The 23,617-nt window shown below is 44.9% G+C and carries 25 protein-coding genes; 2 read left to right on the top strand and 23 right to left on the bottom strand.

Going from position 1 to position 23,617, the window contains the following annotated elements; all coding sequences use genetic code 11:
- Positions 1 to 8 precede the first annotated feature (8 nt).
- From Q5C82_RS10700 to Q5C82_RS10675, 6 genes are all read right to left on the bottom strand, one after another.
- Complete coding sequence (locus tag Q5C82_RS10700) at positions 9 to 1,148, bottom strand: acyl-CoA dehydrogenase (protein ID WP_003226445.1); 1,140 nt, start codon at positions 1,146 to 1,148, stop codon at positions 9 to 11.
- A gap of 26 nt (positions 1,149 to 1,174) precedes the next feature.
- Positions 1,175 to 2,038 carry a 3-hydroxybutyryl-CoA dehydrogenase gene (locus Q5C82_RS10695; protein ID WP_003226443.1) on the bottom strand — a complete coding sequence of 288 codons (864 nt, stop codon included), beginning with the start codon at positions 2,036 to 2,038 and terminating at the stop codon, positions 1,175 to 1,177.
- A 23-nt stretch (positions 2,039 to 2,061) separates the two neighbouring features.
- Positions 2,062 to 3,243 carry an acetyl-CoA C-acetyltransferase gene (locus tag Q5C82_RS10690; protein WP_003226442.1) on the bottom strand — a complete coding sequence of 394 codons (1,182 nt, stop codon included), beginning with the start codon at positions 3,241 to 3,243 and terminating at the stop codon, positions 2,062 to 2,064.
- Between the two features lie 127 nt (positions 3,244 to 3,370).
- Positions 3,371 to 4,102, bottom strand: a complete 732-nt coding sequence (locus tag Q5C82_RS10685; protein WP_003226439.1) for a glycerophosphodiester phosphodiesterase — start codon at positions 4,100 to 4,102, stop codon at positions 3,371 to 3,373.
- A gap of 79 nt (positions 4,103 to 4,181) precedes the next feature.
- Positions 4,182 to 4,802, bottom strand: a complete 621-nt coding sequence (locus tag Q5C82_RS10680; RefSeq protein ID WP_079996401.1) for an N-acetylmuramoyl-L-alanine amidase — start codon at positions 4,800 to 4,802, stop codon at positions 4,182 to 4,184.
- Between the two features lie 19 nt (positions 4,803 to 4,821).
- Positions 4,822 to 5,118 carry a hypothetical protein gene (locus Q5C82_RS10675; RefSeq protein WP_032727414.1) on the bottom strand — a complete coding sequence of 99 codons (297 nt, stop codon included), beginning with the start codon at positions 5,116 to 5,118 and terminating at the stop codon, positions 4,822 to 4,824.
- Positions 5,119 to 5,444: 326 nt separating this feature from the next.
- On the opposite strand from Q5C82_RS10675, the gene Q5C82_RS10670 reads away from it, so the two are divergent.
- Entirely contained in the window at positions 5,445 to 5,579 is a 135-nt protein-coding gene (locus Q5C82_RS10670) for a hypothetical protein (protein WP_003226433.1), read from the top strand.
- Positions 5,580 to 5,651: 72 nt separating this feature from the next.
- Positions 5,652 to 6,770 carry an NADH-dependent flavin oxidoreductase gene (locus tag Q5C82_RS10665; protein ID WP_003226431.1) on the top strand — a complete coding sequence of 373 codons (1,119 nt, stop codon included), beginning with the start codon at positions 5,652 to 5,654 and terminating at the stop codon, positions 6,768 to 6,770.
- A gap of 540 nt (positions 6,771 to 7,310) precedes the next feature.
- Here Q5C82_RS10665 and spo0A read toward each other — a convergent pair.
- The 17 genes from spo0A to spoIIIAF form a co-directional block, all read right to left on the bottom strand.
- The gene (gene spo0A / locus Q5C82_RS10660; RefSeq protein ID WP_003226427.1) at positions 7,311 to 8,114 is read right to left on the bottom strand and encodes a sporulation transcription factor Spo0A; all 804 of its coding nucleotides are present in this window, start codon (positions 8,112 to 8,114) and stop codon (positions 7,311 to 7,313) included.
- Positions 8,115 to 8,390: 276 nt separating this feature from the next.
- Positions 8,391 to 9,671 (bottom strand): SpoIVB peptidase, encoded by a 1,281-nt coding sequence (gene spoIVB / locus Q5C82_RS10655; protein WP_003226424.1) that lies wholly within the window; start codon positions 9,669 to 9,671, stop codon positions 8,391 to 8,393.
- Positions 9,672 to 9,844: 173 nt separating this feature from the next.
- Complete coding sequence (gene recN, locus Q5C82_RS10650) at positions 9,845 to 11,575, bottom strand: DNA repair protein RecN (RefSeq protein ID WP_003226422.1); 1,731 nt, start codon at positions 11,573 to 11,575, stop codon at positions 9,845 to 9,847.
- Between the two features lie 35 nt (positions 11,576 to 11,610).
- Positions 11,611 to 12,060 (bottom strand): arginine repressor ArgR, encoded by a 450-nt coding sequence (gene argR, locus Q5C82_RS10645; RefSeq protein ID WP_003226420.1) that lies wholly within the window; start codon positions 12,058 to 12,060, stop codon positions 11,611 to 11,613.
- Between the two features lie 96 nt (positions 12,061 to 12,156).
- Positions 12,157 to 13,002, bottom strand: coding sequence for a TlyA family RNA methyltransferase (locus Q5C82_RS10640; protein WP_003226418.1), 846 nt, complete (start codon positions 13,000 to 13,002; stop codon positions 12,157 to 12,159).
- Positions 12,999 to 14,900, bottom strand: a complete 1,902-nt coding sequence (gene dxs, locus Q5C82_RS10635; RefSeq protein ID WP_003226415.1) for a 1-deoxy-D-xylulose-5-phosphate synthase — start codon at positions 14,898 to 14,900, stop codon at positions 12,999 to 13,001. The genes Q5C82_RS10640 and dxs overlap by 4 nt, the downstream gene beginning before the upstream one ends.
- 180 nt (positions 14,901 to 15,080) lie before the next feature.
- A complete protein-coding gene (locus tag Q5C82_RS10630; protein ID WP_003226410.1) occupies positions 15,081 to 15,971 on the bottom strand; it encodes a polyprenyl synthetase family protein in 891 nt (296 codons plus the stop codon).
- Positions 15,961 to 16,215 (bottom strand): exodeoxyribonuclease VII small subunit, encoded by a 255-nt coding sequence (locus Q5C82_RS10625; RefSeq protein WP_003226409.1) that lies wholly within the window; start codon positions 16,213 to 16,215, stop codon positions 15,961 to 15,963. The genes Q5C82_RS10630 and Q5C82_RS10625 overlap by 11 nt, the downstream gene beginning before the upstream one ends.
- Positions 16,212 to 17,558: an exodeoxyribonuclease VII large subunit gene (gene xseA, locus Q5C82_RS10620; protein WP_003226406.1), complete on the bottom strand. Its 1,347-nt coding sequence runs from the start codon at positions 17,556 to 17,558 to the stop codon at positions 16,212 to 16,214. Before xseA ends, Q5C82_RS10625 begins: the two co-directional genes overlap by 4 nt.
- A 138-nt stretch (positions 17,559 to 17,696) precedes the next feature.
- Complete coding sequence (folD, locus tag Q5C82_RS10615; RefSeq protein ID WP_003226403.1) at positions 17,697 to 18,548, bottom strand: bifunctional methylenetetrahydrofolate dehydrogenase/methenyltetrahydrofolate cyclohydrolase FolD; 852 nt, start codon at positions 18,546 to 18,548, stop codon at positions 17,697 to 17,699.
- Positions 18,549 to 18,559: 11 nt separating this feature from the next.
- Positions 18,560 to 18,955 carry a transcription antitermination factor NusB gene (gene nusB / locus Q5C82_RS10610; protein ID WP_003226401.1) on the bottom strand — a complete coding sequence of 132 codons (396 nt, stop codon included), beginning with the start codon at positions 18,953 to 18,955 and terminating at the stop codon, positions 18,560 to 18,562.
- Positions 18,956 to 19,219: 264 nt separating this feature from the next.
- Positions 19,220 to 19,627: a fatty acid biosynthesis protein YqhY gene (gene yqhY / locus Q5C82_RS10605; protein ID WP_003226398.1), complete on the bottom strand. Its 408-nt coding sequence runs from the start codon at positions 19,625 to 19,627 to the stop codon at positions 19,220 to 19,222.
- Between the two features lie 20 nt (positions 19,628 to 19,647).
- Entirely contained in the window at positions 19,648 to 21,000 is a 1,353-nt protein-coding gene (accC, locus tag Q5C82_RS10600; protein WP_003226396.1) for an acetyl-CoA carboxylase biotin carboxylase subunit, read from the bottom strand.
- 11 nt (positions 21,001 to 21,011) lie between these two features.
- On the bottom strand, positions 21,012 to 21,494 hold the full coding sequence (accB, locus tag Q5C82_RS10595; protein WP_003226394.1) for an acetyl-CoA carboxylase biotin carboxyl carrier protein: 483 nt from the start codon (positions 21,492 to 21,494) through the stop codon (positions 21,012 to 21,014).
- Positions 21,495 to 21,650: 156 nt separating this feature from the next.
- Positions 21,651 to 22,307, bottom strand: coding sequence for a stage III sporulation ratchet engulfment protein SpoIIIAH (gene spoIIIAH, locus Q5C82_RS10590; protein ID WP_003226393.1), 657 nt, complete (start codon positions 22,305 to 22,307; stop codon positions 21,651 to 21,653).
- The gene (spoIIIAG, locus tag Q5C82_RS10585; RefSeq protein WP_003226391.1) at positions 22,308 to 22,997 is read right to left on the bottom strand and encodes a stage III sporulation protein AG; all 690 of its coding nucleotides are present in this window, start codon (positions 22,995 to 22,997) and stop codon (positions 22,308 to 22,310) included.
- Positions 22,990 to 23,610: a stage III sporulation protein AF gene (gene spoIIIAF, locus Q5C82_RS10580; protein ID WP_003226389.1), complete on the bottom strand. Its 621-nt coding sequence runs from the start codon at positions 23,608 to 23,610 to the stop codon at positions 22,990 to 22,992. Before spoIIIAF ends, spoIIIAG begins: the two co-directional genes overlap by 8 nt.
- Positions 23,611 to 23,617: the final 7 nt, after the last annotated feature.

Genomic DNA, 23,617 nt, shown 5'->3' with positions numbered 1-23,617 from the left:
TTTGTCTATCAAATTGCGCCAAGCAAATGCTTGGAAATAATCAATCTTTGAATCTCGTTCGTCCCTTCATAGATTTGCGTCACCTTTGCATCACGAAGCAGCCGCTCGACCGGATAATCCTTCATATAGCCATATCCCCCATAAATCTGGACGGCGTCTAATGCCGCCCTTACCGCAGAATCAGAAGCAAATTGTTTAGCCATAGACGCTTCTTTTCCACAAGCTAAGCCGCGGTTATGGAGGTCTGCCGCATGATACACCAGATGCCTTGCTGCCTCTGCCCTTGTCGCCATGTCAGCCAGCTTAAACGATATGCCTTGATTGGCTGCGATAGGCCTCCCAAATTGCATCCGCTGTTTCGCATAAGCAACGGCATGCTCAAGAGCCGCCTCTGCAATACCGAGCGCCTGTGCCGCAATGCCGATGCGGCCGACATTTAAATTCGCCATGGCAATGTTGAAGCCATCACCCTCTTTGCCAAGCAAATTTTCTTCAGGCACTTCTGCATCATCAAAAATCAGTTCCGTAGTATTAGAGCCATAAAGCCCTAGCTTTCTTTCTTTTTTTCCAACGGTAAAACCGGGTGTGTTTTTTTCAACGATAAAAGCCGAAATTCCGTGCCTGCCTTGATCTGGTGCTGTTAAAGCAAACGTGATATAGATATCGGCGGCTCCGCCATTCGTAATGAATATCTTCGATCCGTTTAATACGTATTTGCCGTTCTTTTTGATTGCTGTTGTACGGAGACTTCCGGCATCCGACCCTGAATGAGGCTCAGTCAGCGCAAATGCACCCAAATGGTCTCCTGAAGCGAGCTTCGGTATATATTTCATCTTCTGTTCTTCGTTGCCGAAGTACAGAATCGGATTTGTGCCGACTGAGGTATGAACGGAAAGAATGACACCGACAGCCGCGCTGATTTTTGAAATCTCATGAATCGCCAAAATATAAGAAACAACATCCGCACCAGCACCGCCGTATCGTTCCGGCACCGGTATTCCCATTAAGCCGTGCTCACCCATTTTTTTGATCAGCTGAAGAGGAAATTCGTCTGTTTCCTCCATGATTTTTGCAGCAGGAGCAATTTCTTTTCTGGCAAAATCACGCACCATTTTTCGCATCATGACTTGCTCTTGGGTTACATGCAACTCGGCCACCCCCGGATGGATTGACTTTAAGAAGTCCTCTCCTCATATTGATAAAAGCCGCGTCCGCTCTTTTTGCCAAGCCAGCCTGCTTTGACGTATTTGCGGAGCAGCGGGCAAGGACGGTATTTGGAATCGCCAAGGCCGGAATAAAGAACTTCCATAATCGATAAACACGTATCCAGCCCGATAAAATCCGCTAATGTAAGCGGGCCCATCGGATGATTCATGCCCAGCTTCATCACCTCGTCTATTGCCTCCGGCTTCGCCACCCCCTCATACACGCAATAGATGGCTTCATTAATCATCGGAAGAAGAATGCGATTGGAAACAAACCCCGGAAAATCATTGACTTCTACTGGTGTTTTCCCCATCTTTTCCGCTAATCCCATAACAACTAAGGCCGTTTCTTCTGATGTAGCCAAGCCGCGAATCACTTCAACTAGCTTCATCACAGGAACGGGATTCATAAAATGCATGCCAATGACTCGTTCAGGCCGGTTTGTCACAGCAGCGATTTCTGTAATAGGCAAGGAAGATGTATTGCTGGCCAAAATGGTATGAGGCGGACAAATGTGATCAAGTGTTTTAAACAGTTCGGTTTTCGCCGTCATGTTTTCTGCAATAGCCTCAATCACTATGTCTGCATGCTTTGCCTCCTCAAGCGTTCGAGAGAGCGAAATGCGGCTGATTACACCCTTCACTTCCGCTTCGGTCTTTCTTCCTTTTTCAGCATCACGGGTCAGCTGTTTCTTCAACCGCTTCAATCCTGCCTCCGCAGCCTCCGGGTGCACATCGTACATCCGCACATAAAAGCCTGCGCCAGCAGCTGTTTGAGCAATTCCGCTACCCATCTGTCCTGCGCCAGCTACCATGATTTGTTTCATTTCCATTCAAATCCCCTTTTTCGTCTGTTTTAATGAACTTGCACTAAGACGGCGTCACCCTGAGCTGCACCGCTGCAAATGGCGGCAACACCCAGTCCCCCTCCCCGTCGCTTTAATTCGTAAACAAGTGTCATGAGTATTCTCGCACCGCTTGCGCCGATCGGGTGGCCGAGGGCGATCGCACCACCGTTTACATTTACTTTTTCAAGATCGAAACCGACGATTTTTTTACATGTCAAAACAACAGAAGCAAACGCTTCATTTACTTCAAACAAGTCAATATCTTGGACGGTTAAACCGTTCTTTTTCAGGAGCTTGTTAATTGCAAACCCCGGAGCTGCCGCTAGCTCGTACGCTTGCATTCCCATAGTTGAAAAACCAAGAATTGTAGCAAGAGGCCGTTTGCCAAGTCCAGCAGCTTCGTCCTCAGACATCAGCACGAACGCACCGGCTCCGTCGTTGACCCCGGGAGCATTACCGGCTGTGATGGAACCGTCACTTGTATAAATCGGAGAAAGTTTTGCAAGCTGATCCAGAGTTGTGTCACGCCGAATCGCTTCATCTTTTTCAACCATATTTGTTTTTCCTTTTCGGTTGGTCCAGCTTACGGGAACGATTTCATCCTGAAACTTTCCTTCATCGGCTGCCTTAGCTGCCCGCGCATGACTTCTTAGCGCCCATTCATCCTGCTCCCTGCGTGAAATTCCATATTCCTTGGCGGCTGTATTTCCGTGAACAGCCATATGCACCTCGTCAAACGCGCACGTTAACCCGTCATAAACCATTAAGTCCCTAAGCTCACCGTCTCCCATCCGCGCTCCCCATCGTCCGGCGGGAAGGGCATACGGAATATTGCTCATGCTTTCCATTCCCCCGGCAACAAGAATGTTCGCATCTCGCGCCCGAATCATTTGATCACACAAGGTGACAGCGCGCAGTCCGGATGCGCAGACTTTATTCAGCGTTTCTGACGGCACACTCCAAGGCATTCCGGCCAGACGGGCAGCTTGGCGGGAAGGAATCTGCCCTGAGCCGGCTTGGACAACCATGCCCATAACAGTTCCTTCCACCTCATCTCCAGATACTCCAGCGCGATGTAACGCCTCCTTCATCGCAATGCCCCCAAGCTCAGCAGCTTTCACCTCTTTCAACGCTCCGCCGAATTTGCCAAATGGTGTTCTAGCGGCACTTACAATGACTGTTTTCCTCATGGTTTCACCTCATTCAGAAGATAGACAGCGCTTACAATTTCTAGTTGTCTTCTATGAATGTATGCTTTCAAACGGGCATGAATGAATGAAAAAAGAAGGCTGCTCCAACAGCCTCCTTCTATAACAACTATTTATTTTTTAGCAATGCCAAAGCCTTTGCAGGAAAATCGGTGAAAATGCCGTCTGCCCCCACTTCAAAGAGGCGCTTCAAATCTTCTGGCCGATTGACTGTATACGGCCTTACCTTGATCGAACTGTTCCTCATTTTCTTCAGTACTTCATCTGCTGTCCCCGGGCTGTTCAGCTTCGGGTGATAGCCGGATGCTGGAATAGATGTGATATACTGATCAGCCTGATAAAGCACATCTGAAGTCAATGCCGCCCGTTCGATATGGGGAGCGAGCCGGGCGCATAGCGCCAAGCTTTCATGATTAAACGTGGACAGGATGATTCTTTCCTCTATATTGAATCGTTTCACTGCCTCCAGCACTTTTTCTTCCATCCCTTCATAGCGGATCACACTGTTTTTTAATTCAATGTTGATGAGAAAATCCTTTTTATCCGCCCATGAGAGCACGTCTTCAAGCAGCGGCACTTTGATATCACTGTACGTTTGATCGTGACCAGCGGCCGCATTCGCAGTCATGATCACATCATACACTGTATCCTTCACGAATCCTTTGAGCGATGTCGTCCGGTCAAGTCTTTCATCATGGATCACAACAATGCGTCCGTCTTTTGTCAGCTGCACATCAAGCTCAATTCCGTCCGCTCCGGCTTCAATCCCTTTTTCAAATGCAAGCATAGTATTTTCGGGATATTGACCTGATGCCCCCCGATGGGCAAAAATCTTTGTCATCGTTTCACCTCAAGCCCTAAAGTTTTCTCCATTATACTGATTTTGGCGGTTCCACTCTAGAATTTAGGCTGTTTCAATCTTACTGGTCGTAATAAGAGTCAATGCCGGTGACAATCGCATCTGCGGCTTTTTGCTGGTATTCTTCGCTTCCAAGCTTGTCCGCGTCAGAGCTGTTTGTCATAAATCCAAGCTCCGTCAGCACACTCGGCATTTGTGAATATGTAATGACGTAAAAGTCAGATTCTTTCACGCCCCTGTCTCTCGTTTGTAAGGATGAAACCAGCTGGGACTGAATATCTGACGCCAGACGCCGGCTGTTTTCCCCTTCATAATCAGACTGAAAATACGTTTCTGTTCCCGAAGCTGAAGCAACCCCTGAATTCACATGAATGCTAACAAAAAGATCGGCCTGATTAGCACTTGCCTTTGCCACTCTTTCTTCCAAAGTCAGAAAATGATCATCAGACCGGGATGCAACAGGATTGGCTCCCTCCTCTTTCAGTTTGTCCATCACATGCTCTGAGACAGCCAAATTAATATCCTTTTCAAAGAGTCCGTTTCCGACCGCTCCACTGTCTTCACCGCCGTGTCCGGCATCAATATACACTGTTTTCCCTTCTATCGGCTCTGCCGCCTGTGCACAAGGCGCGAGCGTCAATGCCAATCCGCACAGCGCCAAGCTCCTCCATAACATTCTCAACTTTCTCCCTCCGGTCTTTTTATGACGAATTCTTCCGCAACTGAATATCTTCCAGCTGTAAAGTTCCATTATCCTTCTTTGTATATTTCACCATGACATTTGTCTGATCTGGAAGTAATTTACATTCATCGCGTTTATCCTTCGGAACTTGTATCATGGTTTCTTCTCCATTAAGAGAAACCGCAATCGTATGAGGATCAGCAGAGCCAATAAATTTTCCCTCTTCGGTAAACCTTGGCACTGAGTCATCCGCACTTGCAACACTGCACCCCGAAAGAAAGAGCGCAGTAAACAGCAAAAGAGCCGTTTGTTTCACATAATCACCTCTTCCTGATGTTTGGCTTTTATCTTTGACCAGAATGGCAGATTTGTAAAGCCGACGCGAAAGACGGCACTGGAGTTCCACATTTTTCAAAAGGGCTATCCGACCTGACCATTTCCTGTTGTTAGAAAGAAAACAATCGTATTTGTCTATGAGGATGGCTCTAATTGAGGCGCGTATTAGAAAAAATTAACGGAAAGAAGCAACTTTTTATTCATTTTAAAAAATTTGCGGAATGATATGAGCAAATCGTTTGACGGGTGGATCAGCCAGGCGTAACCTTTTAAAGGATATTCACTTTACAGAAAGAAGTTACAGCCATGAAAAAATTCGTTCTGTTGCTCGCTGCAGCGGTCATCACTTACACCATCAGCCACCAAATCAGCGGCGGCTACAAAGCCCCCGAAAAAGAGCGCAGAAAACATCATTCTGTTCTCAAGATATTCAGACGGTAAAGCAGAACAATTGCATTAATTTTTACATATAGGCTAGAATATGTGCGAATCCAAACGAAAGAAGATGATCAAATGAACCCTAAGTATAAACCGCTGTTTGAACCATTTACATTTAGAAGCGGCGTTACAATCGATAACCGGATCACAGTAGCACCAATGACTCATTACGCTTCTAATGAAGACGGTACGATATCTGAAGCAGAGCTTGACTACATCATCCCCCGCTCAAAAGAGATGGGAATGGTGATTACAGCCTGCGCAAACGTCACGCCGGACGGAAAAGCATTTCCCGGGCAGCCGGCCATCCATGACGACTCCAACATTCCAGGTTTAAAAAAATTAGCGCAAGCCATTCAGGCGCAAGGTGCTAAAGCGGTTGTGCAAATTCATCACGGCGGCATTGAATGCCCGTCTGAGCTCGTGCCGCAACAAGATGTTGTAGCGCCAAGTGACGTGTTTAATGACGGCAAGCAAATTGCCCGCGCCTTAACAGACGAAGAAGTGGAAAACATCGTAAAGGCATTTGGAGAAGCGACAAGACGCGCCATTGAAGCCGGCTTTGACGGTGTCGAAATTCACGGCGCAAACGGCTACTTGATTCAGCAGTTTTATTCTCCGAAAACCAATCAGCGCACAGACCGCTGGGGAGGAAGCGACGAAAAACGATTAGCCTTCCCGCTTGCTATTGTCGATGAAGTGAAAAAAGCTGCTGCAGAACATGCGAAGGGTGCGTTCTTAGTCGGCTATCGCCTGTCTCCGGAAGAACCTGAGACACCAGGATTAACAATGACTGAAACCTTTACGCTTGTTGACGCTTTAGGAGATAAAGAATTGGATTACCTTCATATCTCGCTGATGGATGTGAACTCAAAAGCGCGCCGCGGTGCAGATCCGACTCGCACACGCATGGACTTATTGAATGAACGTGTCGGAAACAAAGTGCCGCTTATCGCTGTCGGTTCCATTCATTCCGCAGATGACGCACTAGCTGTGATCGAAAACGGTATTCCGCTAGTCGCTATGGGACGAGAAATTTTAGTTGACCCTGACTGGACAGTGAAAGTAAAAGAAGGCCGGGAAAAACAAATTGAAACCGTGATAAAAGGCACAGACAAAGAAAAATATCATTTGCCTGAACCGCTATGGCAAGCCATTGTGAACACACCTGGCTGGGTGCCTTATAAAGATTAAAGTGCAAAGACTGCCGAAACGATTCGGCAGTCTTTTTTGAATTTAAATAAATAGTTTATGTAAACATCTAAACAGCAAGAGAAGGAGCTCGCCACCAACTTCGAAAAGAAAATCTAGGAAAAGCCCCTCACGCTTTCTTGCTTTTTTCTTTTTCATTCGTACGTCTCCTTTGTTCATGAATGCTTCCTTGCTTACGATTTTACGGGGAAAAGATTTCAATTTGTTCCTGATTGTTTGTTTTTTATGGTCCAAGCAGCGAAAACACATGAAACCATGACTGCAAATGAGATAAAGTCAATCAGGGTGCCTAGTATGTGTGATTCTGTAATGATGTTCGATTGACGCAAAGCGCTAGGATAAATAACACCATCAGCAGTCCGTATATTTCAAACACCTGTATCACTCCTCCTTGCGGAAAATCGATCCTTCATATTCATCACCCATGAAATAAATGTCCCCAAAACAAAACGCCTCCTATTTATCAGCGTAAACTAATAAATAAAAGACGTTTGATTTAATCATCAGTTAATATTCTCATGCTTAAGAAGCCTTATGCTCTAATCTCAGCTTATCCGCAACCATTGCAATGAATTCGCTGTTGGTAGGTTTGGCTTTTGTCATGCTGACAGTATAGCCGAACAACGAGGAAATGGAATCAATGTTCCCTCTGCTCCATGCCACTTCAATTGCATGGCGGATCGCTCTTTCTACACGGCTTGCGGTTGTGTTGAACTTTTTGGCGATGTCCGGATAGAGGACTTTTGTAATGCTGCCGAGCAATTCGATGTCATTGTATACCATTGAGATGGCTTCGCGCAGATAGAGATAGCCTTTAATATGGGCTGGGACGCCGATTTCATGGATAATGCTTGTGATGCTCGCGTCGAGATTTTTCTTCTTTGGTTCCGGCTGGCTGCTGCGTATAATGCTGCTTTGCGATGATGGCGCACGATGCGTCACGCTGCTGGCATTTCCGCTGACCTGGCGAATATGTCCGACAAGGTTTTCCATATCAAACGGTTTGAGAATAAAATAGGAAGCGCCTAAATCGACGGCCTTTTTCGTGACATCTTCCTGTCCAAAGGCTGTCAGCATAATGACATTCGGCTGTTTTTTCAGATCTGATTCCCTCAGCCGCTCTAAAACCGCAAGTCCATCCAAATGCGGCATAATAATATCCAATACGAGCACATCGGGATCTTTTTCTTTAAACAACGACAGGCATTCCTGTCCGTTATAGGCAACACCGATCACTTCCATGTCTTCCTGTCCTTCTATATATTCACTCAACAGGCTTACCAGCTCTCGATTATCGTCAGCAACACAAACTTTAATTTTCTCCACGTTTCTTCCTCCCCAAATGTAGTTAACAGGATTCACCCTTGCTACATGTTTACATTCGACAAAACCGCTATATACCCTCTAAAAAAAATCATAATCACCAATATTAGTGGCATATCTTTGTTATTCTATGTTTTTCTCCGTTTTTCGACTAAAAATGAAATTTGACAAACAAGGAAACGTGAATTTGTCGAAAAATCTTCTTTTGTATATTTTACCGTATGTATTCTGAGAAGTGAAGAGGGATCAAAACAAAAAAACTGCCGGAAATACCGGCAGTCAGCTTGCTTTTTCTTTTCCGTAAATATCGATTCCTGCTTCTGACAGCATCCATTCAATATGAACACCGTAGCCGCTTGTCGGGTCATTTACAAACACATGGGTGACAGCGCCGATCACTTTTCCATTTTGAATGATCGGACTCCCGCTCATCCCCTGTACAATGCCGCCTGTTTCTTTCAACAGCCTCGGATCGGTTATTTTTAAGACCATTCCTTTTGTCGCCGGGAATTTTTGCGGCGTCGTGCTGACGATTTCAATATCAAACTTTTCTACCTTGTCATCATCAATGACCGTTAAAATTTCAGCAGGCCCTTTTTTGACTTCAGTAGAAAACGCAACCGGCAGTGCTTGATCTGAAATATTGTTTTGAATCGGCTGATGCAGTGTGCCGAAAATGCCAAATGGGCTGTTTCTGTTAATATCCCCGATCGTTTTGCGTTCTGAGGAAAATCGCGCCAGTTTTTCTCCCGGATTTCCGCCTGTCCCTTTTTCAATGGATGTTACAGTTGATTTGACGATTTCTCCATTCTCTACTACGATTGGTTTCTTTGTGTCCATGTCGGAAATCACGTGGCCAAGTGCTCCGTATTTTTTTGTTTTCGGTTCATAAAAGGTCATCGTGCCGATGCCAGCAGCAGAATCCCTGATGTATAAACCAATTCTGTACTTGTCTTCTGCTTCATCCTTTTCCGGAATGAGCTTTGTTTTGATTTTTTGTTTGTCACGTTTAATGAGCAAATCTAAAGATTCTCCGGTATTACCGGCTTTCTGAATAAATGGGGCTACATCATTCATTTTGTCAATTTTCTGTCCATTCATCTCAATAATGATGTCGCCCGCTTCAATACCGGCCGTTTCTCCTGGAGATTTTTTGCCTTCACTTGTATTGATTTGATGAAATCCGACGACAAGAACACCGACGGAATGAAGCTTTACACCGATTGATTGTCCGCCAGGTATGACCTTTAAATCAGGAAGAACTTGCACTTTTGTTTTTTTGATTGGAAATCCGGCAAGATCGTATACTAACTCTGACTCACCAGATTTTTTGCCTGTCACCTTGATTTCATGCGGGTCTTTCTTTACTGTAAACGCTTCAGATGATTCTTGTGCATGAGCGTTTACCGATAAACCTGTTTCAATCGCTTGTGTTTGGGTTTCAAATACTCTCATTTGCGTTGGAATCAGTAAATACTCTTTTAGCGGTTTGCATAAACCTACACTTAATAACGAAACAAGGAGAATTAAACCTACTGCTTTTCTGATATTATCGGGCATTCACTACTTCACTCTCCTCGCTCCTATCCCACACCTTCTTTATGTCTTGCTGCTACATCTTTAATTTTGCCTTCTGACACCTTATTTATAACTGTCATATAAAGAAAAACATTGGATATACTGATGAACGAATGGATGTGTGCGAAAAAAATAAGCTGCGCTTCTCGCGCAGCTTACCCAGTTGTTTTGACTTGATCCGCTTGTTTTAGAAGTTCTTTCGCATGGCGTTTCGTCAAGTCTGTTACTTCGACTCCGGCAATCATGCGCCCGATTTCCACTACCTTTTCCTGCTTAGACAGCGGCTTGACACGTGTCGTGGTTCTGCCGTCTTTCAACTCCTTCGCAATATAAAGATGCGTATCGGCCATGGCAGCCACCTGAGGCAAGTGTGTAATACACAGCACTTGTGATCCTATTGAGACTTTATGGATCTTCTCAGCGATTGCCTGTGCGACTCTGCCGCTTACACCGGTATCCACCTCATCGAATATAATTGACGTCACATCCTGCTGCGAGGAAAAAATGCTTTTTATGGCAAGCATTACCCGGGACAGCTCTCCTCCGGAAGCGACTTTCGAAAGGGATTTCAGAGGCTCGCCTGTGTTAGTTGAAATTAAAAACTTGACCGAATCAATTCCTTGGTCAGTCAGCTGAACAGGCTGGCCGTTTACCATCGGCGCCTCCTCATTGCGAGACGCTGTTCTGACCTTAAATTCCGTATCAAAAGTTGATTTTTCCATGTAGAGGCTTTTTAATTCTCGATGAATCTCATCGGCCAGCTTTTTCGCCCATGCTTTCCTGATTTGTGAAACATTTGCCGCTTCCACCGCCACATCTTTGCCGACTGAGTCAAGCTCCTTCTTCACGCTTTGAAGATGGCTGTCCCTGTTTTCAATTTGGTCAATCTCTTCTTCAATTTTAGAAGCGTATTCCAAAATGTCCTCAACAGTTGCACCGTATTTTCGTTTCAGCTGTTTAATTTCATTAAGACGCGTCTCAATATAATTCAGGCGTTCCGGGTCATATTCAAGCTCATCCAGCATATTTCTCATCTGAAATGTAGCGTCCTCCAAAAGATAGTAGGAGTTCGACACACTCTCAGACAGTTTTTTCAGCGGTTCGTTAATATCGGATATATCTTCAAGCTGCGCTGATGCCATTCCGACCCAGTCCAGTCCGCCCTGCTCACTGCGAAGCGCGTTATATGCATTTTGCAGCGATCCATAGATCTTCTCAAAGTTTGAAATTTGCTGGCGTTCTTCTTGGAGCTGTTCATCTTCATTAAGCTCGAGCTTTGCCGATTCGATTTCTTCGAGCTGAAATTGAATGAGGTCTAGGCGGTGGGCCATTTCCTGTTCGCTTTCAGAAAGCTGTTTTAGCTTTTTAAGCAGCTTCATATACCGCTGGTACCCTTCCTGATACGCTTGAAGCGCGCTTTCTACTTCGGCTCCGGCAAACTTATCCAAAAGCCGGAGATGATTTTCGTCCTCCATTAACAGCTGGTTATCGTGCTGCCCGTGAATATCTAATAAAAGCCTGCCGATCTCTCTTAGCGAAGCAATCGTGACAAGCTTGCCATTAACACGGCAAACGCTTTTTCCGCTCGTGCTGATATCCCTTCTCATGACGATCATTTCGTCTGAAACGTCGATTCCCTGCTCAGTGCATACGTCAAAAACGGGATGGCCGCTCTCCAATAGAAACAGCCCTTCAAGCTCGGCTTTTGTCTCTCCATATCTGACAAATTCAGATGATCCGCGGCCTCCGACTAAAAGAGAAATGGCGTCTATGATGATGGATTTGCCGGCTCCGGTTTCTCCTGTTAAAACCGTGAGCCCGCGTTCAAAAGAAACCGTCAGTTCCTCAATAATGGCAAAGTTTTTAATCGATAGTTCAGCTAACAAACAGCATTACACCTCTTATCTTTGTTAGATTTCTGTTACAGCAGCTCAAGCAGCCTGTTTTGTACGCCGTCTGTATCTTCAGGAGTCCGGCAAATAATTAAAATCGTGTCATCTCCGCAAATGGTCCCCATAATTTCATCCCAATCCAAATTGTCCATCAGCGCGCCAATTGCCTGGGCGTTTCCCGGCATCGTTTTCAGCACAATCATATGGCTTGCTGAGTCTATCTTCACAAATGCGTCCATCAATGCCCGCTTCAGCTTGGACAACGGATTGAAACGCTGGTCTGCCGGAAGACTATATTTGTAAGAGCCGTTATTCGTAGGCACTTTTACAAGGTGAAGTTCTTTGATATCCCGTGAAACCGTGGCTTGTGTTACTTTGTATCCATCCTGCTTCAGCATGTCGACCAATTCATCTTGCGTTTCGATTTCATTGCTTGTAATGATCTCTCTGATTTTAATATGCCTCTGGCCTTTGTTCATGTAAGCACCTCTATTTCCAGCTTATCTGTTCTTTTATGTTATATGATTCTCTCCAAATTGTACATGAATGCAGAAAAAAGGAATAATAGCGCCCTATTATTCCGGTACATCTGCTTTTTTTTCTTTTAACGTCTTATGTGCCTCTTCTACAACGCGGATGATCTCTTCTTCCGGCAGCTCTTGTCCTTCCTGTCCCTCTCCCGACCAATGCAAATGAAGGAGAAATTCAATATTTCCGTCTCCTCCTGTGATTGGTGAAAATGACAGGCCTTTGCAAATATAGCCTTCAGCCGCAGAAAAACTGATTATTCGCTTGAGAACATCAGCATGCACTTTAGAATCTCTGACAATCCCTTTTTTGCCGACGGATTCCCGTCCCGCTTCAAACTGCGGCTTAACAAGAGCCATGCAGTCACTGCCCGGTACAAGCAATGTTTTGAGGACAGGCAGGATGAGCCGCAGGGAAATAAAGGACACATCAATTGTGGCAAACTCCGGCATGCCCTTTGTAAAGTCTGCTGGTGTCGCGTAACGGAAGTTTGTCCGTTCCATCACGATGACACGTTCATCCTGTCTAAGCTTCCACGCAAGCTGATTGTAGCCTACATCCACCGCGTATGACTGTTTAGCTCCGTTTTGCAGAGCGCAGTCCGTAAAACCGCCGGTGGAGGAGCCAATATCAATCATAATTTTATCCTTAACAGAGACAGGAAACTCCTTCAGCGCTTTTTCAAGCTTTAAACCGCCTCTGCTCACATATTTCAGCGGATTTCCTTTGACGGTTAACGGAAGGTCACGGTCAATCTTTTCCCCGGGTTTGTCCAAGCGGTTTTCATTTGAATAGACGATCCCCGCCATAATGGCTCTCTTGGCTTTTTCCCGCGTTTCCGCCAGCCCTCTTTCTACTAGTAATACATCTAATCGTTCTTTCTTTGACGTCATGATCCAATTCCTTTGTGTGTCTTTGGCGGCATCAGTAATCTAATACGGTTTGCCACCTGCTGTTTTGTTAGTCCAATCTCCTCAAGAAGCGCCGTTACGCTTCCGTGTTCGATAAACCGATCCGGGATACCCATTCTGTCGATCGGTGTAAGATATTCCCCCTGATCATGAGCAAATTCTAAAATCGAGCTTCCGAAACCGCCTTCTAAGACTGCTTCTTCAATTGTTAAAATTGGCAAGCCTTCTTTTAAGATACCCTTCATCATCTTTTCATCAATCGGCTTAATAAAACGCGCATTTACAACGCGCACGGAAAGGCCTTCTTTTTGCAGCTCTTCGGCTGCTTCAAGCGCCATTTCGATTGTTGTTCCAAATGTTAAGATGGCAGCATCAGTCCCCGGACGCAGAATCTCCCACGTACCGATCGGAATCGTTTTCAGCTGTTCATCCATTTTTACGCCAAGTCCGTTTCCGCGCGGAAAACGCATCGCAATCGGGCCTTCGTCATAGCTAAGTGCTGTATGAACCATATGCTGTCCTTCATTTTCATCTTTCGGCATCATTAAGACGATGTTTGGAATGTGGCGCATAAACGCAATATCAAACACCCCTTGATGTGTCTCACCGTCAGCACCTACAAGTCCTGCGCGGTCAATTCCAATAAACACATTGGCGTTTTGGCGGCAGATGTCATGAACCACTTGATCATATGCCCTTTGCAGGAAGGTTGAATAAATCGCCAAAAACGGCTTCATCCCCTGCATTGCCATTGCTGCAGCCATCGTTGCGGCATGCTGTTCTGCGATACCTACGTCGAACATGCGGTCAGGGAATTCCTTTGCAAAGCCTTCTAGCTTTGAGCCGACAGGCATAGCCGGCGTAATGGCTACAACGCGTTCGTCCTCGCGAGCCATTCGCTGCACAGTGCCGCTGACAAGGCCGCTCCATGAAGGAGCAGCTGCTTTCGGTTTTACAAAGTCACCGGTATTGATTTTATATGGTCCGGTACCGTGCCATGTTCCAATCGTATCGGTCTCAGCCGGTTTGTACCCCTTCCCTTTTTTCGTGATGACATGCAGGAGAACAGGGCCTTTCGTTTTTTTGGCGTATTGAAGATTCTCAATCAGCTCATGATAAGAATGTCCGTCCACCGGGCCTAAATACGTAAAACCAAGCTCCTCAAAAAACATTCCGGAGACGAGCATGTATTTCAGGCTGTCTTTGACCCGTTCCGCCGTGGCGGCAAGTTTGCCTCCAACTGCCGGAATCTTTTTAAACAAGTATTCGAGCTCATCTTTGACCCACTGGTATTTCCCGGCAGTGCGCAGCCGTCCGAGCATAGAATGAATGGCACCTACATTCGGCGCAATACTCATTTCATTATCATTTAGGATGACAATCATGTCTTTTTTCTCGTCGCCGATGTGGTTCAAGGCTTCAAGCGCCATTCCGCCGGTCAGCGCGCCATCACCAATAATCGGTATAATAAATTCATCCGTTCCTTTAATATCACGCGCAGCTGCCATTCCCATCGCGCCTGACAGAGAAGTTGAGCTGTGCCCGGTTTCCCAAACATCATGCTCGCTTTCACTCCGCTTTGGAAATCCGCAAAGCCCTTTGTACTGGCGAAGCGTCGCAAATTCTTTTCCGCGTCCTGTCAGCAGCTTATGGACATACGACTGGTGGCCTACATCCCACAAAAATTTGTCTTTTGGGCTGTTAAATTCCTTATGCAGCGCAACAGTAAGCTCTACGACACCTAAGTTTGGGCCGATGTGGCCGCCGGAAGCGGATAAAGTTGTAATTAAAAATTGACGGATTTCATCACTTAATTTCTCTAATTCATCAATGGACATGTTTTTTAAAAAAGACGGGTCCTGTATTGATAAAAGATCCAAAGCGGATCAACTCACTTTCAGCATGAATTTCTGCAATGATACATGTCTTCTGCATGTCGATCTGGACAGCGCCAGATCTCAGACATAAAAAAAAGACAAATGCGCTTTTCCTTTTCATTTTTCATATAAACTGCTTACATTTTACCATATCTCGTGCAGCCGCTTCAAATTAGGATCGGTTTAGTGATCTCTCGCCGCAATTAAATCACAAAGCTCATATAAAAGATCTTTTTGAAGAGAGAGTCCGCCGATCAAACGCTTTGCCTCTTTTATATGAACATCCAATTTATGTTTGGCCCCTTCCAGTGAAAGAAGTGACGGGTAAGTCGATTTTTCGTTTGTTGTATCCGAGCCGACACGTTTACCGATTTTCTCTTCACTGCCTTCTAAATCTAAAATATCGTCTCTGATTTGAAAACCGATTCCAATGTGGCTGCTGAAGGTACGCAGCGTTTCGATATCTTCCTCAGGCGCATCCGCCAAAATAGCGCCTGCGATGACGCAAAAACTGAGGAGCTTGGCGGTTTTTCGTTCATGAATGGATTCAAGTTCTTCAAGCGTGACTTGACGGTTTTCCGCTTCCATATCAGCTACTTGTCCCCCGACCATGCCTTCAGTGCCTGCCGCTGAAATCAGTTCATTCACAAGCCGAAGGCGCTTTTCTGCTGACACCTCGTCTGACACGTGGGAGGTGATCAGCTTAAAGCTTTCCGTCAAGAGCCCGTCACCCGCTAATACTGCTGTCGCTTCACCGAACACTTTATGGTTTGTCGGCTTCCCGCGGCGCAAATCGTCATCATCCATACAAGGAAGGTCATCATGAATTAATGAATACGTATGAATCATTTCAACAGCACACCCGACCGGAATGCCGTCCTTTTCACTTTTCCCGTATGCGTTTAAAACGGCTAGTACAATGAGAGGACGCAGCCGCTTTCCGCCAGCCTCAAGGGAATACAGCATAGATTTTTTTAATGAGTCCGGCATATCGAGATTTTCTGTATAGATAGAAAGCTGATTTTCAATCGTTTTTTTTCGCCCCGCCAGAAAGCTCGTTATTTTATTTGTCACCTTCGTCTTCCTCCTGAACACTGAAAGGTGCCAGTTCGCCGTCTTCTTTTAAAATGAAGTCCATTTGTTTTTCGACTTTCTGCAGCTTTTCGTGACACATTTTTGAAAGAGCCATGCCTTCTTGGAAATAGTTAATTGCTTGCTCTAAAGGCACATCGCCCTCTTCAAGCTTTGACACAATGCTCTCAAGCCCTTTCATTGCTTCTTCAAATGTCATGTTTTCATTTTTCTTCACGTCTGTCATTTCTCTTCCCCTCTCTTTTCTAATACTTCACAGGTCAGCACGCCATCCTTCAACTTGACCTCAAACTGGTCCTTCTCTTCTATTTGACTGACACTTTTAATGAGTTCGTCTTCTTTATAAGCCAAGCTATATCCTCTTTCCATTACTTGAAGAGGACTTAACGCATTCAGCTTGCCAAGAACAGTTTGAAATTGGGAATGCAGCTGCTTCATTTGGATATTCATATTTTTTCTCAGCTGATTTGTTTGTTCCTCGTATCGTGTTCTCGCTTGCTTCAGCTGTTCATGAGGATGCAGCGCCTCTAATCTGTATGTTTCACGCTCCAGCTGTCTGTTTTTTCGATCTAAAAGAGCGGTAAGCTGTGCTTGAAACTGCTGATAGGCAAGGTCAAACTGCTGCTCTTTTTGCGCATACAAACGCTTTGGAAAACGAAAGGCATACGAGGATTGCAGCGTTTGAATCCGTTCTTTTTTCTGGCCGAGATGCTGCTGCATCGCTCTTGTCATTCTGACTTCCGCTGTTTTTGTCCGTTCAATTAAATCAGTGGTATGCGGTACGGCAATCTCAGCTGCTCCTGTCGGTGTCGCAGCTCTGATATCAGCGACAAAATCACTGATCGTAAAGTCCGTCTCATGCCCGACAGCCGATATAATCGGAATGTGAGAAGCAAAGATTGCTCGTGCTACAATTTCTTCATTAAATGCCCACAGTTCCTCTATCGAACCGCCGCCTCTCCCGACAATCAATACGTCGCACACCTCTTTTTCATTTGCCTCTTCAATGCGGCTAACGATGGATCTGCTCGCATTTTCGCCTTGTACGAGCGCTGGAAGAACAATGACTTTTACAAGGGGATATCTTCTTTTGAGAGTTGTAATGACGTCTCTGACAGCGGCACCCGTCGGAGATGTCACAACCCCGATTGTGGCTGGAAATGCGGGGATTTGTTTTTTGTAGCGATCGTCAAATAAACCTTCTCCGGCAAGCTTCTTTTTTAACTCTTCGTACGCTAAATAAAGTGCTCCGACCCCGTCAGGCTGCATTTCTTTGGCATATAATTGGTAGTTTCCGCTCGGTTCATATACGGAAATTCCGCCTCTGACCAGCACCTTCATGCCGTTTTCAGGTTTAAAAGGCAGACGCTCGCTCTGTCTCGCGAACATCACCGACTGCATTCTGGCGTTTTCGTCTTTCAATGTGAAATAAATGTGGCCTCTTGTGTGTATTTTTACATTCGATAATTCGCCTTTAATCCAAATATTTTCAAGGTGAGGATCTACATCGAATTTTCGTTTTATATACTTTGTCAGCGCTGAGACGGTAACAAACGCTGTTTCACCCATGTCTCAAACTCCTCTCATAAGCATTCCTGCACCATAACTAAAGAAAAACCCGCCCTGGCTTTAGGAGCCTGAAGAAGCGGGTATCGTGCTCATATTCACAGCGGGCAAAACGCCCCTCCTGTGAATATCTCCAATTATCTATGATAACGTACGTTTCGCAGATTTAACAGTATTATGCGCAAGCATCGTGATGGTCATCGGTCCTACTCCGCCCGGAACCGGAGTAATGAAGGATGCTTTTTCCTTTGCCCCTTCAAATTCAACGTCTCCGCAAAGCTTTCCGCTTTCCAGACGGTTAACGCCTACGTCAATGACAACAGCGCCTTCTTTGATCTGGTCTGCACTGATGAAGTTAGCTCTGCCGACTGCCACCACCAGGATGTCCGCTTTTTTCGTATGTTCGGTAATATTTTCTGTTCTTGAATGACAGTAAGTAACTGTCGCGTTTTCATTTAATAAAAGCTGGCCGACAGGTTTGCCGACAATATTGCTTCGGCCGACTACAACAACCTCTTTACCGGAAAGGTCGATATTGGTTTTCTTCAAAAGCTCAACAATTCCGTGAGGCGTGCAAGGAAGAAACGTATCTTCACCAAGCAGCATTTTCCCTACGTTTAACGGATGAAAACCGTCTACATCTTTATCAGGAGAGATACGTTCGATCACCGCTTTTTCAGAAATATGGTCTGGAAGCGGAAGCTGAACAAGAATGCCGTGAAACTCAGGGTCTTGATTGTATTGATCGATAATGGAAAGCAGTTCAGCTTCTGTGAGGCTGCTGTCAAATTGATCAAGCTTGAAATTCATTCCCATTGTTTCAGCCGCTTTTTTCTTTCCTCGCACGTAAGAGTGAGAAGCAGGATCATCTCCAATCAAAATAACCGCCAGTCCGGGGGTGACGCCTTGCTTTTTAAGCTCTTCTACCTCTTTTGCCAATTGTTCGCGTTTTTCTCTAGCCGTTTCTTTTCCGTCGATGATTGTTGCAGTCATTTTCTTTCCTCCTATGATTGTTCAATATCAGATTTAATGTTAGAAAGAACCCCGTTTACAAATTTTGTTGCTTTGTCATCACCAAACCGTTTTGCCAGCTCAATCGCTTCGTTCATGGAGACATTCACCGGAATGTCTTCTGCATATGCCATTTCGTAAGCTGCCAGACGCAAAATCGCGCGGTCAACATTGGCAATCCGATCAAGCTTCCAATTCACCAGATGCTTGGAGATCATTTCATCTAGCTGGACTTGATGTTCCAATACCCCGTGTACAAGCTGTTCAAAGAAAGGATCTGTTTTTTCTTCATCCAGTGCGTGTTCTATGGCTTCATTTACTGCAATATCGCTGACATCAATTTGAAATAGTGCCTGCAAAGCTTTTTCTCTTGCTGTTCTTCTTTTCATTTTCTTTCTCCTTTGATCCTCTTTATCCGCTTGTCGTTAAGCCACAAAGAGATCATAACATATTTTTTTCGTATCCGCATATTGAAATCAAGGTTTTTTCACCCTATTACCGAATATTTTCATGAACCTTAATATGATCATTCGGATTTCACGATCATGAAGAAACTCGGCTGTCTTGAGCCGGCTTTCTTCATGCTTTGAAATAAAGGGTAACGTGTAAAAAAACCAAAGGGCCGCCCTCCCCTTGGTTTCGTGTTAAGCCATTTACATTTCTTCGTCGATTTGGACTTCTTGGGCTTTTGTGTCAAATTGAATGCCGACGATGTGAATATTGATCTCGTTAATCGAAAGAGACGTCATATTTAATAAGGTTTGACGAATGTTTTCCTGAACGGACGCTGCAACTTTCGGAATCGAAATACCAAATGTAACGACACAGTATACATCGATCGTAATTCCGTCATCCGCCAGGTCGACTTTGACACCTTTGCCATGATTCACTTTACCGAAGCGTTCAACGACGCCTGTCGCAAAGTTTCCGCGCATTTCGGCAACACCGTCAACTTCTGAAGCTGCAATGCCGGCAATGACCTCAATGACTTCCGGGGCAATCTCAACCTTACCCAAATGCGTATCTTCTTGATCCATTTTAAGCAAGCTGTTGTCTTTCATTCAATTCACCTCCGTAAAAATTATGAGCCCATTACATCATATGTTTCTAAAAATTTCGTATTAAACTCTCCGCCAACAAATGTTTCGTGTTCAAGCAGTTTTAAGTGGAACGGGATTGTTGTCTCAATTCCTTCGATGACAAATTCGCTCAATGCGCGCTTCATGCGGGCAATTGCTTCATCTCTCGTTTTTCCATATGTGATCACTTTTGCAATCATGCTGTCATAGTACGGAGGGATGGAGTAGCCCGGGTACGCAGCTGAATCGACACGGACACCAAGACCGCCAGGAGGCAGGTACATTTTAATTTCACCAGGTGACGGCATGAAATTTTTACTTGGGTTTTCTGCGTTGATTCGGCATTCGATGGCCCAGCCTTCAAATTCAACATCTTCTTGCTTGAGGCTCAGTTCCATTCCTGATGCCACTTTGATTTGTTCCTTAATCAGGTCAGTTCCCGTCACCATTTCTGTGACTGGGTGCTCTACCTGAATTCTCGTGTTCATTTCCATGAAGTAATAGCGCTGTTCCTTGTAGTCATATATAAATTCAACTGTTCCAGCACCTGTATAGCCAACCGCTTTTGCAGCCTTTACCGCTGCATCGCCCATCTGCTCCCTAATTTCTGAATCAAGCGCAGGAGATGGTGATTCTTCCAAAAGCTTTTGCAGGCGTCTTTGGATCGAGCAGTCGCGTTCCCCTAAATGGATGGTATTTCCGTAGTTATCGGCAAGCACTTGGATCTCAACATGACGAAAATCCTCTATGTATTTTTCGATGTAAACACCTGGATTTCCAAATGCAGTTGCAGCTTCCTGCTGGGTAATCTTAATGCCATTAATCAGTTCCTCTTCGGTGCGGGCAACCCTGATTCCTTTTCCGCCTCCGCCTGCGGTGGCTTTTATAATAACAGGATACCCAATTTCATTAGCTAGCGAAACCGCTTCTTCCACATTTTCTATAATTCCTTGTGAACCCGGTACGATCGGTACGCCCGCCTGTTTCATCGTTTCCCGCGCCACGTCTTTTGTTCCCATTTTTGAAATGGCGTCAGCGCTCGGGCCGACAAATGTGACGTTAACTTCTTCACATAATTCCGCGAAATCAGCATTTTCAGCTAAAAAACCATATCCCGGATGAATAGCATCCGTGCCTGTCAGCTTCGCAACACTCACAATATTTGTAACGTTTAAATAGCTGTCTTTTGATGCTTTCGGTCCGATACAAAAAGCTTCATCGGCCATTTGAACATGAAGGGCATCTTTATCAGCTTCTGAATAAACAGCGACAGTCTCAATTCCGAGCTCTTTGCAGGCTCTGATGATTCTGACAGCAATTTCTCCTCGGTTGGCGATCAATAGCTTTTTAATCATGTTATGTCTCCTTACTCTGCTTTTACAAGAAATAGAGGTTGTCCGTATTCGACCAGCTGGCCGTTTTCTACTAATACTTCAACGATTTCGCCTTTTACTTCCGCTTCGATTTCGTTGAAAAGCTTCATCGCTTCTACAATGCAGACAACTGTGTTTTCATTTACTTTTGAACCAGCCGTTACATACGGGCCAGCCTCCGGAGATGAAGATGCATAAAATGTTCCTACCATTGGTGAAGTGATTTTATGCAGATTCTCATCTTGCTTAGGTTCTTCTTGGGCAGGTGCCGGCGCTGCTTGCTGCGCTTGCGGCTGAGCTGCCTGCGGAGCCTGTGCCTGTACAGGTGCTACTGGCGCCTGCTGCATGACTTGAACAGTGCCTGCTTCATGTTTTTTCAGTTTTAAGGATACACCTTCATTTTCATATACGAATTCGTCAATTGTAGACTCGTCAATTGCTTTAATCAGCTCGTGGATTTCTTTAATATTTAACATTCAATCGCACTCCTATGTATGAAATTTCTTTTTTATAGGTTACTACTAAAAGTACATACTATGTTCATCTTACAGGAGCGGACTTTTGAATTCAACTCTAATATGATTGGCACGCCAAAAAGCCCGCTATGTAAGCGGGCGTATTTTTCCTCTTTTTTACTTGGATGGTTCGAATGTGACAGCGACGTCTTTCATCGTTTTGATTTCTTTTGCCACAAGGTCTATAATGGCTGTCGCCTTCGATTTGGAATGTTTGTCTGATTTGACTGTAATGTTGATTTTATCTCCTTCAGCATTGACGAGCGCGTCTTCGTAGCCTTGTGTTTTAATAAGCGTTTCCAGCTGTTTTTCTGTTCCTTCCACTTCACTGAGAGCCGTCATTTTATCATATGCTTCGCTCTTTTCCTTTGCTGTTGCATCATCGCTTGACACAATGGCATTGAGCTCTTCTCTTTCTTTGCTTCTGGCATCTTCTAAATCAAGACGGTACGTCGTGAACAGGTCATCATCGGCTGTTTCTGTTACAACAGTTCCTTTTTCACTAGCTTCAGCGGATGTCTCCTTGTCTGCTGATGAATCTTTTGTGCCCTTTGTTCCATCTTCTTTTTCTGTTTCAGTTTCTGTACCGTTTTTTTCCTTTGTGTCTTGCTTAGGAGGCGCTTTTTCAGTTGCGACCTCTCCACTGTCAGACGCGCTTTTTTCACTTTGTATTTGCACGGCATTTTTGCTTTCCGGCGACATGATATAGTAGACGCTTAACACCACGACAAGACTGAGCATTGTTAATAGCCAAACGGTTTGTTTTTTGAGCATTTATGAATCCTCCTTTATTTTTTTAGGGGCAACCGCAACCCGGTGGCTTGGAACATCCAGGACCCGTGTCACCGCTTCAATAATGGTTTGTTTTATTTGAACGTTGTCCACTCCTTGAGCAACAACGAGTACACCGCGTATATCAGGCTTTTTCGTTTGGACGACGACGGGTGTTTCCTTATCGCCGTTTTTGATCATGACGATTTCTTCCTCTGATGTCTGGTCTGTAACGCTTCTTGTTCCGCCTTCTTTGTCTGTTTCTTCAGTGGTTGTATTTTTGTTTGATTTGTTTTTTTCGTATACTTTCAGCGACGTTGCATCAACATTCACGACTACAGAGACATCGTCCACACCTATGATCGTTTCAAGAATTTCTTTCAGCTGATTTTCGTATTCTTTTTCATAATCATCGATCGAGTCCTTCGGTTCATCAGATTTTGAGGCTTTAAACACTTCGGCTGTTTTCTCTTTGCTGTCTTTGGTATCTTGTGATGACACTGCCGTTATTGTTTTGGCGTTTTCTGTTTTCTCAGGTGAAGAAAACAGCTGACTGACAAGCATAAAGGAAACTCCGAGAACAAAAACGAACAGAAAGTAATGATATTTGGTCAGCTTCGGCTTTTCACCGTCCTTCGTTTGCCCCGGAAGAAACTGCTTTTTCAATACATTCCATAATCCGTTTTTATTCATTGCCGACACTCTCCCCGCCTTCCATATGAACCGTAATTTTCTCACTTCCGATTTCCCAAATGTCCGCAAGCTGTAACTGGATCTGTTTGGCTTCTTTTTGTTCGGCTGCTTCTTTCGTTACGTATGCATGATCTGTATCAATGTGGACCGGCGCGACCGTTTGGACCGTTTTTTCAGAAGACGGGGCCATATACACGCTGATTGTTTTAATATCCTCTTCTGAATCTACCTTTTCTCCTGCCGTGAGTTTGATGTGGCCTACTTTGTATTCATCATGACTGAATCTCTCCTCCGCTTTCTTTTTTAGTTGGACAGCCATTTCTTCTAAAATATATGCGCGCTGGGAGGCTTGTATTTCTATTTTTTTTGAATTGATTTGATTTTTTATGTCAGCAGACTCTGACTGCCCGTTTTTTGTGAGGTATTCAAAGATGACAGCAGGGTCTGTGTTGAAAAGCTTAAAAATAGGCGTGAGCATGACGACAATCAAGAGCAGGCTGACTACCATTTTGGCGTACTTTTGCATGCTGGAGCTTGGCAGCAGCATATCAATCACAATTGCAAATAGGATAAACAACACGATGGTGGTAAGCCATTCAGTTAAAAAACTCATCCGCCAG

Source organism: uncultured Bacillus sp. (assembly GCF_958411575.1).
GTDB classification, from domain to species: domain Bacteria; phylum Bacillota; class Bacilli; order Bacillales; family Bacillaceae; genus Bacillus; species Bacillus spizizenii.
This window is presented reverse-complemented; position numbering and strand designations above follow the sequence as displayed.